At 64.8% G+C, this 13,286-nt stretch carries 11 protein-coding genes; 6 read left to right on the forward strand and 5 right to left on the reverse strand.

What is annotated here, in order from left to right; all coding sequences use genetic code 11:
• The first annotated feature begins 450 nt into the window (after window positions 1–450).
• From LKE06_RS01690 to LKE06_RS01705, 4 genes are read left to right on the forward strand one after another with little or no spacing between them, the layout of a single operon-like run.
• The gene (locus LKE06_RS01690; RefSeq protein ID WP_227999236.1) at window positions 451–1,101 is read left to right on the forward strand and encodes an ABC transporter permease; all 651 of its coding nucleotides are present in this window, start codon (window positions 451–453) and stop codon (window positions 1,099–1,101) included.
• Window positions 1,094–2,293, forward strand: a complete 1,200-nt coding sequence (locus LKE06_RS01695; protein ID WP_227996573.1) for an ABC transporter ATP-binding protein — start codon at window positions 1,094–1,096, stop codon at window positions 2,291–2,293. The genes LKE06_RS01690 and LKE06_RS01695 overlap by 8 nt, the downstream gene beginning before the upstream one ends.
• Entirely contained in the window at window positions 2,290–3,087 is a 798-nt protein-coding gene (locus tag LKE06_RS01700; protein ID WP_227996575.1) for an ABC transporter permease, read from the forward strand. Before LKE06_RS01695 ends, LKE06_RS01700 begins: the two co-directional genes overlap by 4 nt.
• Window positions 3,088–3,137: 50 nt before the next feature.
• Complete coding sequence (locus tag LKE06_RS01705; RefSeq protein WP_372477341.1) at window positions 3,138–4,070, forward strand: glycine betaine ABC transporter substrate-binding protein; 933 nt, start codon at window positions 3,138–3,140, stop codon at window positions 4,068–4,070.
• A 125-nt stretch (window positions 4,071–4,195) separates the two neighbouring features.
• Here LKE06_RS01705 and LKE06_RS01710 read toward each other — a convergent pair whose 3' ends face one another.
• Entirely contained in the window at window positions 4,196–5,638 is a 1,443-nt protein-coding gene (locus LKE06_RS01710) for an MFS transporter (RefSeq protein WP_227996578.1), read from the reverse strand.
• Between the two features lie 72 nt (window positions 5,639–5,710).
• Between LKE06_RS01710 and LKE06_RS01715 the strand changes: the two genes are divergently transcribed.
• Window positions 5,711–6,193 carry a MarR family winged helix-turn-helix transcriptional regulator gene (locus tag LKE06_RS01715; RefSeq protein ID WP_227996580.1) on the forward strand — a complete coding sequence of 161 codons (483 nt, stop codon included), beginning with the start codon at window positions 5,711–5,713 and terminating at the stop codon, window positions 6,191–6,193.
• A 43-nt stretch (window positions 6,194–6,236) separates the two neighbouring features.
• On the opposite strand, the gene LKE06_RS01720 is transcribed toward LKE06_RS01715, so the two are convergent.
• The gene (locus LKE06_RS01720) at window positions 6,237–6,965 is read right to left on the reverse strand and encodes an ABC transporter permease (protein WP_255648692.1); all 729 of its coding nucleotides are present in this window, start codon (window positions 6,963–6,965) and stop codon (window positions 6,237–6,239) included.
• A 29-nt stretch (window positions 6,966–6,994) separates the two neighbouring features.
• Complete coding sequence (locus LKE06_RS01725; protein ID WP_227996584.1) at window positions 6,995–8,272, reverse strand: glycosyltransferase; 1,278 nt, start codon at window positions 8,270–8,272, stop codon at window positions 6,995–6,997.
• 115 nt (window positions 8,273–8,387) lie between these two features.
• Here LKE06_RS01725 and LKE06_RS01730 point away from each other — a divergent pair, with 115 nt between their 5' ends.
• Window positions 8,388–10,946 carry a cytochrome P450 gene (locus tag LKE06_RS01730; RefSeq protein ID WP_227996585.1) on the forward strand — a complete coding sequence of 853 codons (2,559 nt, stop codon included), beginning with the start codon at window positions 8,388–8,390 and terminating at the stop codon, window positions 10,944–10,946.
• Window positions 10,947–11,113: 167 nt separating this feature from the next.
• Here the strand turns inward: LKE06_RS01730 and ychF are convergent, their stop codons facing one another.
• Window positions 11,114–12,193, reverse strand: a complete 1,080-nt coding sequence (gene ychF / locus LKE06_RS01735; protein ID WP_227996587.1) for a redox-regulated ATPase YchF — start codon at window positions 12,191–12,193, stop codon at window positions 11,114–11,116.
• Window positions 12,194–12,253: 60 nt separating this feature from the next.
• The gene (locus LKE06_RS01740; protein WP_227996589.1) at window positions 12,254–13,177 is read right to left on the reverse strand and encodes a quinone oxidoreductase family protein; all 924 of its coding nucleotides are present in this window, start codon (window positions 13,175–13,177) and stop codon (window positions 12,254–12,256) included.
• Window positions 13,178–13,286 lie beyond the last annotated feature (109 nt).

The following is a 13,286-nucleotide window of genomic DNA, read 5'->3' on the forward strand; positions in this document are numbered from 1 at the left end:
GAACGACGTGCCCGGCCCGTTAGGTGGTCCCTGTCCTGCTGATGAGGGGGTAGCAGGACAGGGGCCCGACGGCGCTGCCGGGCGCCGTCAGCATTTATTTTAGGTATAACCAAAGGACCCGCCGACCACGCATACCCGGGGGTGTCGAGCGGGGCCGAGATCACGCGGACAAACGGCCCAATCCGACCACGCCCGGCGTCTCGGCCAGTGCGAAGCGATGGATGAATGTCCCCGCCCTCCGTGCTGACGGCGATCGATTCGCCGCCATGATGATCAGACGGATCGCCCCCCGCTCGGTTCCCTACCGACTGTCTGGTTTCAATCTTCGCGCGGTGGGGTACTCCTGTCGAGGCTCCGGCGGAAATACCGGGCGGACGCCGTGTCTCCCGGAATTCGGAGACCAGTTGTCGAGATAGTCTCCGAGGACACCGGGCGACGGAGAGGTGCAAGCTGCACACGTTGTGGACGTTCGTGGTAGACCGACGAGCACAATTGCTCACGGATTCCTATCTGCATGTCTCCGCGGTTATTCAGTCGGTATTGATTGCCGCGATCGTGGCGGTGGTGATCGGCGCGCTGGTCTATCGCAGTTCGCTGGCCTCATCCGCGGCGACAGCGACGGCGAGCGCGATTCTCACAGTTCCGTCATTCGCGTTGCTGGGCTTGCTGATTCCGTTTCTCGGACTCGGTGTCGGGCCGACGGTCACGGCATTGGTGCTGTACGCGTTGCTGCCGATTCTGCGCAATACGATCATCGGACTCGCCTCGGTCGATCCAGCGATCATCGATGCCGCGCGCGGTGTCGGCATGAACCGGTTGCGGGTGCTCGCGCGAATCGAGATGCCGCTGGCCTGGCCGTCGATCCTGACCGGGATCCGCGTCAGCACCCAGATGAGCATGGGCATCCTCGCGATCGCGGCCTACGCGAAGGGGCCTGGCCTCGGCAATCTGATCTTCACCGGACTCTCGCGGGTCGGCAGTCCGAATGCCGTGCCGCAGGCCCTGGTCGGCACGATCCTCATCGTTGTGCTGGCGCTGATCCTCGACGGGATCTTCGTCCTCATCGGCCGTTTCACCACCTCGAGGGGAATTCGTGACTGATATCGAAACCCGTGCCGACACAACCGAATCGGCGGTGTCCGGCGTCGAGATCGTGCTCGACTCCGTTACCAAACAGTATTCGGGCCACCAAGTTCCAGCCGTCGACAAGGTGTCGATGACCATCCCGGCCGGCGAGATCGTGGTGCTGGTCGGACCGTCGGGTTGCGGTAAGACCACCACGATGCGCATGATCAACCGGCTCATCGAGCCGACATCGGGGACGATTACCATCGGTGGCCGCGATGTCACGGCCACCGATCCGGATCGGCTGCGGCGCGGCATCGGGTACTCGATCCAGCAGTCCGGGCTGTTTCCACACATGACGGTCGGCAAGAACATCGCGACGGTTCCCGGCCTGATCGGCTGGGATCGCAAACGGATATCCGCCCGCATCGACGAGATGCTCGACCTGGTCGGCCTCGACCCCGATACCTACCGTCAGCGCTATCCCCGGCAGCTCTCCGGCGGCCAGCAGCAGCGCGTCGGCGTTGCGCGCGCACTCGCGGCCGATCCTCCGGTGCTGCTGATGGACGAACCGTTCGGCGCGGTCGACCCGATCACCCGCGGGTCACTGCAGGACGAGTTGTTGCGGTTGCAGTCCGAATTGGGCAAGACGATCGTGTTCGTCACCCACGACTTCAACGAGGCAGTGAAGCTCGGCGATCGAATCGCGATACTGGGCAACAACTCTCGCATTCTGCAGTATGACACCCCCGCGGCCGTACTCGCCGATCCAGCCGACGACACCGTCGCCGGGTTCATCGGAAGGGATGCCGCACTCAAACAACTCACGCTCACCAGGGTCCGAGATGTCGAGCTCGGTCAGTGCCCGACTGCCGTCGAATCCGATTCGGTGGACGTACTGCGCACCGCCCTCGCGAGCAAGGACTGGCCGTGGGCGCTGGTACTCGATAAGAATCAGCGCCCGTTGCGGTGGGTATCGTCCGAGCACCTCGCACACGCGAACTCGTTGCGCGACATCGGATTACCCGTCGGCGCGCCGCTGTCGCTGCAATCGACACTGCAAGAGGCGCTGGAGTCGCTGCTCGCCGAACAGACGGCCAACGCGGTCGTCACCCGCCGTCGTGGTGAGTACGCCGGGCTGATCACGATCGACACGCTGGTCGGGCACCTGTCGGAACTGCGCGCCAGCCACGCCGACGCACCCGCCGATCCGGGCGAGACACCATGACAGCGGCCACCGAGACCGTGGCACGGGGTGCGGCGGCGCACGCGGTAACCGCGGAGCCGGAACGACGCGCGGAGCACATTCGACTGCTCGTTCAGCCGGTGCTCGTGCTCCTGCTTGCCGCGTCGGTGTTGGTATGGGCGTTTCGACGCGACCTCACCACCACGCAGCAGGCAAGTCTCAGCGTCTCCAATATCGCGACAGTGACCTGGCAGCATGTACTGATCACGGTGACGGTGGTACTGATCGTGGTCGCGGTGGCCGTGCCACTCGGCACGCTGCTCACCCGGCCCGGATATCGCCGCCTCGCACCGTTTTTCGTCGGTATCGCCAATATCGGAGCGGCCGCACCGGCCATCGGCTTGATCGTGCTGTTCTATCTGGCCACCCGCACCACCGGGTTCTGGATCGGTGTCGCGCCGATCGCGTTCTACTCGCTGCTTCCGGTGCTGCGCAATACGATTCTGGGTTATCAGCAGGTGGATCGGACGCTCATCGACGCCGGGCGCGGGCAAGGCATGTCTACGCTGACAGTGTTGCGCCGCATCGAGTTTCCGCTCGCGGTGCCATATATCCTGGCCGGGCTGCGGACCTCGCTGGTGCTCGCCGTCGGTACCGCGACGCTGTCGTTCCTGGTGAGCGCGGGCGGTCTCGGCATTCTCATCGATACCGGCTACAAGCTGCGTGACAACGTCACCCTGGTGGTCGGTGCCGTACTCGCGGTCTCGCTGGCACTGCTGGTCGACTGGCTGGGCGCGATGGCCGAACAGTTCCTCGGGCCACGGGGGCTGAAATGAGGTCCGGATGGCGCAGGCGCGGTGCTACTTTGGCAGTTGCCGCCGTGGTGATGCTGGTATCGGCGTGTGGCCTGGAGTCCGGTAGCGCAGTGCCCTTGCGGGTGGGTCCCGGTAGTATTCAGCCGGTTCCTGAGCTCGACGGAGTGTCGATCACCGTCGGATCGAAGGACTTCACCGAACAGAACATTCTCGGCTACCTCATCGAGTTCGCGCTGTCGGCGGCCGGGGCACAGGTGCGGGATCTGACAAACATCCAGGGCTCCAACAGTGTTCGTGACGCGCAGTTGCATGGCCAGATCGATATTTCCTACGAATACACCGGAACCGGCTGGATGAACTACCTCGGCAACGAGACACCGATCCCCAGTGAGACAGGCCAATTCGATGCCGTCCGCGATGCCGATCTCGCCGCACACGACATTGTATGGACGGATATGGCCCCGATGAACAACACCTACGCGCTGGCGATGAGCAAACAGACCGCGCAAGAGACCGGCGTGACCACGCTGTCGGACTACGCGAAGCTCGTCGATACCGACCCGGACGCTGCCGCGACCTGCGTCGGCACCGAATTCAATGTGCGCCAGGACGGCTACCCGGGAATGGCCCGCAAGTACGGCATCGACACCGGAAAGGTGCACAAACAGATCGTGCAGGACTCGGTGGTCTTTCAGGCGACCGCCGACGGCAAGCAATGCCGCTTCGGATCCGTGGCCGCCACCGACGGGCGGATTCCAGCGCTCGGCCTGGTGCTCTTGGAAGACGATCTCGGCTTCTTCCCGAAATACAATGCGGCGCTGGTGATGCGCAAATCTTTCGCCGACGCCCACCCACAGGTCGCCACCGTCATGGCGCCCATCTCGAACCTCCTGAACAATGAGACAATTACCGAACTGAATCGTCAGGTCGATGTCGACGGTCACGAACCCGCCGAAGTCGCCCGCGATTGGATGGTCGCGCAGGGATTCGTCACCGCTCGCTAGTCGAATTGCCAGCACTGCGATAGAACTGGACTCGGCAACGCCGTGCGGACGTAGCGGCGGTTGCGGCCGACCCGATACTCGCGGAACGCGGGTGGTGCGTCGTGCCTTCGATCGAGTCGTGCCGGTCAGGAGGCCGCTTCGGCCGCTTTCTTCGTCGGGATGCACGCGGTGAAAGCGATGCCTACGACCGCGGCAGCCATGGCGATGAAGAAGGTGGTGTGGAAGCCGTCGCGCGATGGCAGCACGTGTACCCCCAGCGACATCGTCATATGCGCGAGCACCACGCTCATGACCGCGGCCGAGGTGGACGTGCCGATCGAGCGCATCAGCGAATTGAGGCCGTTGGCGGCGGCGGTTTCGGTGACCGGAACCGCGCCCATGATCAGCGCGGGCATCGCGGCATAGGCCAGGCCGACACCGGCGGCGACAATGATCGCGGCGAGCATGATCTCCCAGACGCTGTTCATCAGCACCACCGCGCACAGATAGCCCACCGCGATGACCGCCGAACCGAGCGCGAGGGTGACCTTCGGCCCCTTCTTGGCCGACAGGCGCGCCGACACCGGCGACAGCAGCATCATGACGAAACCTGTCGGCGCGAGCGCCAATCCGGCATTGACCATGGACAGGCCGAATCCGTACCCGGTCTGCTCCGGCGCCATAAGCAGCTGCGGGAAGGTCAATGACATGCCGTAGAGCGAGAAGCCGACGGCGATGGAAGCGATATTGGTGAAAAGCACCCGAGGGCGGGCGGAGACCCGCAGATCGACCAGCGGTGACTTGCGCCGCAATTCGTAGGCGCCCCAGCCCAGGAAGACCACCACCGCGACCGCGAACAGCACCAGGATGCGGGCACTGCCCCAACCCCAATCCGCGCCCTTGGTAATGCCGATCAGCAAGGCCAGCAACGCGATCGACAGTCCGACCGCGCCGCCGAAGTCGAATTTCGCCGGGGTGCGCACCGGCGATTCCGGCACGAACACGAAAATCAGTGCGGCACAGATGATACCGAGCCCCGCCGCAGTCCAGAAAAGCATGTGCCAGTCCGCGTTCTGGGCGATGGCCGCGGCCACCGGCAGGCCGATGGCGCCACCCACGCCGAGCGTCGCGCTCATGATCGCCATCGCCGAACCGACTCGCTCAGTGGGCAATTCGTCACGCATGATGCTGATGCCGAGCGGAATAGCACCCACCGCGGCGCCCTGCAGCGAGCGCCCGATGATCTCTGGAACCAGCGAGGAGGCCATGGCGCATACCACCGAACCCGCGACCAGCAACAGGATGTTCGCGAAGAGTATCCGGCGCTTGCCGAGCATATCGCCGAGCCGCCCGCTGATCGGTGTCGTCACGGCACCGGCCAGCAACGTTGCGGTAATCACCCAGGACGCGTTGGACGCGGAGGTGTTCAGCATGGCGGGCAGCGACGGAATGATCGGAATTACCAGCGTCTGCATCAGCGAAACGACAACACCTACGGTGCCGAGGGTTGCGATGAGCAGCGCCGGTGCGGGGCGGCGCCGGTCGTCTACACCAGAGACGGTCTTGGACGCATCGGCGGCAACATTCACGTATGTACGGTACATACGATGTGTATCGTGCACAATTTGATATCGGCGTGATCCGGGCGACATAGTGGGGCCATGCCCGAACTCAGCCCCCAGGCTCGCACCGCGCTCTCGCGCCTCGCCTTCGAGGTGGCCCTGCTGGCTCGGCACTTCCCCACGACACTGCTTCGACGCCCCGGCTTCCAGCTGGACCGGTCGGCGTACCTCATCCTCACCAGGCTGGAGATCAACTCCCCGCTCAGCCTGCGCGAACTGTCGGAAGCGTTTCAGCTGGACATCTCGACGATCAACCGGCAGGTCGCGGCCATGCTCAAACAGGGATTGGTCGAGCGGGTGCCGGACCCGGGCGGCGGGATCGCCCGCAAAGTCCGGGCCAGCGGCAAGGGCCTCGAGATGGTGGCCGCCGATCACGCGCAGAGCAGCGAGGGCATCGGTGTGGTGTTAGCCGATTGGTCCGAAGCCGATATCGAGACGCTCGGCACGTACATCGCCCGGTTCAACGAATCGATCGAGCACCTCGAGGACAATCCCTGGCCTCGACCACCCCGCGCTCGATAGGCAGCCCCACGAGCCCATGCTGTAGCCAGGGTCGGCATTGCGCTCAGCGATGCGATAGCCGACCGAATACCGCACTCGCACAGGCGAAACCGATCGCGGCGAGCCCCGCGCACCAGAACACCGCGAGGGCGGCGTTGTTTCCGGTGCCGGTGGAGTTGAGCAGTCCGCGCACGGTTTCCACGATGGGCGTCGCCGGTTGGTAGTCGGCGAATCCGCGTAACCACCCGGGCATGGTTGCGGTCGTGACGAACGCGCTACTGATGTAGGGGATGAACATGATCGCGTAGGTGAGCCCGCCGGCCGCCTCCGGATTCTTCGCGACCAGTCCGAGCGCCACAGCGATCCATGAGATCGCCACCACGAACAGCACAATCACCGCCACCGCCGACAACCAGCCGACCAGGCCCGCGTGTGGCCGATAGCCGAGGGCCAGCGCGACGGCGACCGCGATCGCGATGGCCGCGAGATTACGGGCGACCCCTTCGATGACGTGTCCGGCCAGCACCGCTTGTTTGAACATCGGCAGGGTCCGGAACCGGTCGATGCTGCCCTTGGTCATATCCGTCGACACGCTGGTTGCGGTAATCGAGGACCCGAATCCTGTGCACAGCAGCATGATTCCCGGCACCACGTAATCCAGGTAAGGCCCGCCCACATTGATGGCACCGCCGAAGACATAGGTGAACAGCATCATGATCAGCACCGGCATGAGCAGCGAGATGATCAGCGTGTCCCGGCTGCGGAGGGTATGGCGGGCGCAGCGCCGGAACATAATGGCCGAGTCCGAGACGATGTGTGCGATCACCGGGCGGTGGCCTCGATGATGTCGGCGGTGCGGGCGGCGGCGTCGGCGGAGCTCAGGGTCCGTGCGAATTCCGCGGCCCTGGCTTTGCGACGCGAGGTGAGCAACGAGGCCACACCCTCCTCCAGTCGAGCGGCTGTGAGCTGCGTGAACCGCAGATGTGCGCCGACACCGAGGCGCTCCACCTGACCACCCCACATGGGCTGTTCGAATGACACCGAGCACACGAGGGTCGGCAGTCCGGCACGCAGACTCTCGAACAGTGTTCCGATACCGCCGTGATGCACGGCGGCGGCACAGTGCGGAAAGACGATGTCGTGGGCGAACGCGCCGACGACCTTCACATTCGCGCCCGCCTGCGCGTTGGCGACGTCCAGATCGCTCCAGCCCGCGCTCACCAGCGCGCGCACACCAAGCCGAGCGGACACCTCGGAGACCATGGCCAATACGGCGGCGGTGTCGCGAATTGGCATGCTGCCGAAACCGAAGAACACCGGCGCCTGACCTTCGGCGATCCAGGATAGGATGCCCGCATGATCGCCCGACAGGTCGCCGACGGCCGCGCGGGCGGCCTGATCGAGGGTCAGGAAACCGGTGAACGACCTGCGCCCGTCCCACTGCGCGGGCAGGCCGGGCACTAGCGCGGGGTCGTAGATCTGCACTTCAGGGACATTCGCGCGTTCCAGCACCGCGGCGGTACTCGACCAGGATTTCGGCAGCCCCAGTGTCGCGCGCAAATTATTGAGGTAGCGCATGAACACCACGCGGCGCAGGTTTTCGGCGAGCACCCAGGTCGCTCGATTGACCGGGACGGGCGGATTCCAGTGCGCGGGCAGCGCACCAGGGAAGGGATAGGCCCCGTTCTTCCTGCACGGGTAGTAATGCAGGCTGACCAGCGGCACCCCCATCGCTTCGGAAACCGAACTCGCTCGATCCTCGGTCACTGTGCTCGCGACGATCAGATCGGCCTTCGCGCATACGTCGATGACCTCGCGGTTCATCTGCTCCGCGTAACCCGCCATCTGCCGCGCGACCAGTTGCATCAGCCGCAGGGTATTTCCGGCGGCCAGCGCCTCCTGCCCTTCCGGCGAGCTGTAGAGCTGCTGGATATCGGGGCCGCAGACGCGGGCGGTGAGGCCGGTCGCGGTTACGAAATCGACCAGGTTGGGCGGAGCGCCCAGCAAGACGTCGTGACCACGTCGCCGCAGCTCGAGACCGAGAGCCACGACCGGCTGGACGTCACCACGGGTTCCGGTTAGCGGAATCGCTATTCTCACGGCGCTTCTTTCGGTGCTGTTGTTGTCCGGTCGATACATGCTGGCGCCGACGAGCGCGTGGTGTCGCCAGAACTATGGGCTCTTGCGCAGGCATCCGCGTCGGTACAGTGACATTGTGCACATCGCGATGTTCATGGATTATCACCCGACCTCACTCGGTGGGGTCCAGACCGCGGTCGACGCACTGCGACGTGGACTCGAACGCGCAGGTCACCGCGTCACGCTGTTCGTCGCGCCCGTGCCTGGCGCCGGCGGCGACACACCGGCGAATGTGGTGGAACTCAATGCCATCGAGGCATTCGGCGTGAACGGTTTCGCGGTCGTCGCGCCCACCAAGCGCAACGCCGAGTTGATCGACTCCGTTTTTGCCGCGCGCGGGCCGATCGACCTGGTGCACACGCACACCACCTACGGTGTCGCGATCGCTGGAATGAAAGCGGCTCGGCGACACCGGCTTCCGCTCGTGCACACCGCTCAGAGCCGCGACGACGCGTTCATCGAAAACACCTCGCCCGCACCGTATCCGGCGGCACTCGCGATGCGCGCACTGCACGGCCGGTTCGTCCCGCACCACCATCACATGCCGCACCGCCCCGAAAGCCGTGCGGCACGCCATGCTTGGTGGACCATTGTCGGCCAGGCGCAGGCCGCCGACCAGGTAATCGCGCCGACACGCCATTTTGCCGAACTGATGCTCGCACACGGACTGACCAAGCCGATTCGCGTCGTTTCCAACGGTGTTGACGATGAGTTGTTCGAAAACCACTCCGGCAGAGTTATTTCCGATGAGCCGAGCGGACCGCTGCGGCTTATTTGGTGTGGGCGGCTTTCCAAGGAGAAGCGGCTACTCGAATCTATCGACGCGGTGCGGCGCGTCGACAACTGCACCCTCGATATCTATGGCGACGGCGATCTACGAGACGATGCTGCCGCGATCGCGGGCAGTGATAAGCGAATACGGTTGCACGGCAGGGTAACCCAGGCCGAATGCGTCGAGGCCATGCACGACGGCGATGCACTGCTTTTCCCGTCCCATGGTTTCGACACCCAGGGCATGGTGTTACTCGAGGCGGTGGCCGCGGGTCTGCCGATCATCTACTGCGATCCCGATCTCGACGAGTCGGTGCCCACCGGTAGCGGCGTGCGCGCCGCGGATCCGTCGACCGCCGCGATCGCGGAGTCCATCGCCAAACTTGCCGCCGACCGCGCCGCGCTTGCCGAGATGCGTGAGGTGCTGAGCAAGCACAGCGAGTCCGTACTGCAATCGCATCACACGGATGCAGTCCTCGATATCTACCGCACCGCCCTCGATGAGTCCGCAAGCAGCCCGGAACCGGTTATGCCACAAAGTCTTTCGGAGGTGCCGACCGCGCCGGGACGACTACCACTGGTCGGGCACGGCCTGCGGGCGCTTCGCGACGCTCCCGGGTTCGTGATGGCGCTGCCCGAACTCGGGCCGATAGTGCGGATATTCTTCGGCCAGCAAACGGGATACCTGCTCACCACACCGGATTTGGTTCGCGAGGTCGGTCTGGGCGACGGCGAATTGAATCGTGAAGACCTGCGCGAGGCGATCAAGGATGTAGCGGGCGGATCGGTCAACGTCCTGCGCGGCGGCGAGCACAAACTGCGGCGCAGGATGATCGCGCCCGCATTGCGCCAGGGTCGCCTCGCCGAATACACCAAGGCCGCGGCGGATATCGCCGAACGCTGGTCAGCAGGGCTCCCGCCGGGTGGGCGCGTGAATCTGATGGACGAGGCACACGGCCTGGTGCTCGACACCGTGTCGTCCACGCTGTTCACCGCCGACTTCAGCGACGACGCACGCCGCGAGATCCGGGACAACGTGCCGTGGCTGCTCAGCCAGGTCATTCTGCGGACCGCGCTACCTGCGCAACTGCGTAGGCTCCGTCTCATCGCGAATTGGCGGTGGCGCGCGAAAGCACGCCACCTGCGCGGCGCCATCGGCGATGTGATCGCCGAATACCGTCGCCGCGACGAGGATTTCAACGATGTGGTGTCCGCGCTGATCCGCCACACCGATGACGAAACCGGCGCGAAACTGTCCGACGAGCACATCATCGATGAAGCGATCCTCATGCTGGCCGGGGGTGTCGGATCGATGGCGTCGCTGGCGGGCTGGCTGTGGCACGAGGTCATGCTCCGCCCGGAAATCGCCGAACAGCTCTATGCCGAACTCGACGCCGTCGTCGGCACCGGTCCCGTTCGCCCCGAACATCTCGGCGCACTTCCCTATCTGAAACAGGTTGTGGCCGAAACGCTTCGCTTCTGGGGCCCATGGATCAGCGCGGGCACCGCGGATGGCGACATCACCATCGGCGGCGTCACCATTCCCGACGGCGCGGCAATCATGTTCAGCCCATATATGGTTCAGCACGACAAGCGCTATTTCGCCAACCCGGAGGCATTCGACCCATCCCGCTGGTCCCCCGACCGCGCCGCGGAGATCGACAAAAAGGCCAGCCTCTCGTTCGGCGTCGGCCGCCGCCGCTGCCTCGGCGACCATTTCGCCCTGCTGGAAATCACCCTGGCATCAGCCGCGCTACTATCCCGATGGCGGCCGGTCCCCGACCCGGATTACGTTGTGCGCGCATCGAATAAAGACTTCGTCCTGTCACCGTCGGCTATACCGGTCACCCTGCACGCACGATAAGTCGATAACACCCGTCACGGAATGTGGCCGCGACTGTCAGCCATCGCTTACTCGCCCGCACTTCGAATACCCATAGCTCGACAACCGGTCAATGCGCCGGCGCTCACCAGTGAGCCCAGGGACAAATCGCCACCGGGTTTCACACCAGGGCCTGATCTTGTGAATACCTATACGTTGAAACGGAATTCGACGACATCGCCATCATGCATGACGTAGTCCTTGCCTTCCATCCGCACCTTGCCCGCGGCCTTGGCTGCTGACATGGAGCCGTTTTCGACGAGGTCGGCGAAGGAGACTACTTCGGCTTTGATGAAGCCGCGTTCGAAGTCGGTGTGGATTACACCTGCGGCTTTGGGGGCGGTGTCGCCCTGGTGGATTGTCCAGGCGCGGGCCTCTTTCGGGCCTGCGGTGAGGTAGGTCTGCAGGCCGAGGGTGTGGAAGCCGGCGCGGGCCAGCGCGTGCAGGCCGGGTTCGGTCTGGCCGATGGACTCGAGTAGTTCCAGGGCGGATTCGGCGTCGAGTTCGAGGAGTTCGGCTTCGACCTTGGCGTCGAGGAAAACCGAATCAGCCGGGGCCACTGCGGCTTTCAGCTCGGCGACTTTGGCATCGTCAGTGAGGACGGATTCGTCGGCGTTGAAGACGTACAGGAATGGCTTGGTGGTGAGTAGTGAAAGTTCTTTCAGCAGTTCGCCATCCAGCGAAGCACGCGCGGAGAAGAGAGTTTTCCCCTCATCGAGCACCGCCTGCGCGGCCTTGGCCGCGTCGAGCACCGGTTTGCGGTCCTTTTTGACCTTGGCTTCCTTCTCGAGGCGCGGGATCGCCTTCTCGAGGGTTTGCATATCGGCGATGATCAGCTCGGTCTCGATCACCTCGATGTCGGCGGACGGGTCGACCCGCCCGTCGACGTGGATTACGTCGTCGTCGGCGAACACCCGCACCACCTGGCAGATGGCGTCGGCCTCACGAATGTTGGCGAGGAACTTATTGCCGAGCCCCGCACCCTCGGACGCGCCTTTGACAATGCCCGCGATGTCGACGAACGACACCACGGCGGGCACGATGCGCTCGGAACCGAAGATCTCGGCGAGCTGGTCGAGCCGCGGATCCGGCAGCGGCACCACCCCGACGTTCGGCTCGATGGTAGCGAACGGATAGTTCGCGGCCAGCACGTCGTTCTTGGTCAGCGCATTGAACAGCGTCGACTTTCCGACGTTGGGCAGGCCGACGATTCCGAGGGTGAGACTCACGAGGACGAGAGTCTACGCGTCGTGACACTGTCCGATCGCAGTGGCCGAGCGGGCGGGCGTTCAGGGAATCAACACGACCTTGCCGAGGTTGCCGCGTTCCTCGATGACCGCGTGTGCCTCGGCGGCATCCTCCAGTGCGAATTCCGCGTGGACGGCGAGACGGAGTTGGCCGGAGGCGAAGTACTGCCAGAGTTCCTGGCGCCAATGCTCGTACAGGTCCGGAGAGTTCCGTGCGATCCGGGCCATTTGGAATCCGATCACCGACTTGGCACCGACAAGCAGGTCATACGCCTCGATGGTGCCGCCGCCGGAGCTGTAGGCGACGAGCCTGCCGTCGGGGGCGAGGGCCGCGATGGCGGGCGTGAGCAGCTCGCCACCGACGGCATCGAGCACGTAGTCGACAGGTTCACCCCAGGACCGCTGCTCGTAGGCGACCACCTCGTCGGCGCCGAGGTCGCGGACGAACTCGGCCTTGCTCAGATCGGAGACCGCGCCGACGACACGCGAGGCCCCGCGCACCCGCGCCAACTGAACGGCAAGATGTCCCACTCCGCTCGCGGCACCGGTGATCAGCGCCGCCTCGCCCTCTTTCGGGTTCGCCGCGGCGAGCGCTCCCAGCGCGACCAGTCCGCTGCGCACCAGTGCGACCGCGTCGATCGCGGACGCGCCATCCGGAATCGGCGAAGCCATCGCCGAGGAAAGCAGCGCGTATTCGGCATAGCCGTGCCCGAACACCAGTCCGGTCACGCGGTAGCCGGGGGTGAATCCGGTGACGCCCTCACCGACCGCGACAACTTCACCCGCGATCTCCCCGCCCAACGGAATCGGCTCGCGCGTCTCACGCACCTTGCGGACCACCGGCAGTGTCACTCCGATTGCCTCGACCCGGACAAGCAGTTCGCCGGGGCCGGGCGTGGGCGCTTCCACCGTCGCGATCTCGAGTACCTCGGGACCACCGCTGCGCTCGTAGTGAACCCGCCGCATGACACCTCCAAAAATCGTTAGAAAGGCGTACATTAACCCGGGCCTCATGCATCTCACAGCACATCATCGGCCCGAGTGCCGCATCTCACCGCACCCGGTGCGCAGCGGG

The sequence above is a fragment of the Nocardia australiensis genome, assembly GCF_020733705.1.
Classification (GTDB): Bacteria; Actinomycetota; Actinomycetes; order Mycobacteriales; family Mycobacteriaceae; genus Nocardia; species Nocardia australiensis.

Bases quoted from the DNA above. Each gene is read 5' to 3' on its own strand.
- LKE06_RS01705 (WP_372477341.1), top strand. From the start codon at position 3,138: ATGCTGGTATCGGCGTGTGGCCTGGAGTCCGGTAGCGCAGTGCCCTTG.
- LKE06_RS01720 (WP_255648692.1), bottom strand. From the start codon at position 6,965: ATGTTCCGGCGCTGCGCCCGCCATACCCTCCGCAGCCGGGACACGCTG.
- LKE06_RS01700 (WP_227996575.1), top strand. From the start codon at position 2,290: ATGACAGCGGCCACCGAGACCGTGGCACGGGGTGCGGCGGCGCACGCG.
- LKE06_RS01740 (WP_227996589.1), bottom strand. From the start codon at position 13,177: ATGCGGCGGGTTCACTACGAGCGCAGCGGTGGTCCCGAGGTACTCGAG.
- LKE06_RS01715 (WP_227996580.1), top strand. From the start codon at position 5,711: ATGCCCGAACTCAGCCCCCAGGCTCGCACCGCGCTCTCGCGCCTCGCC.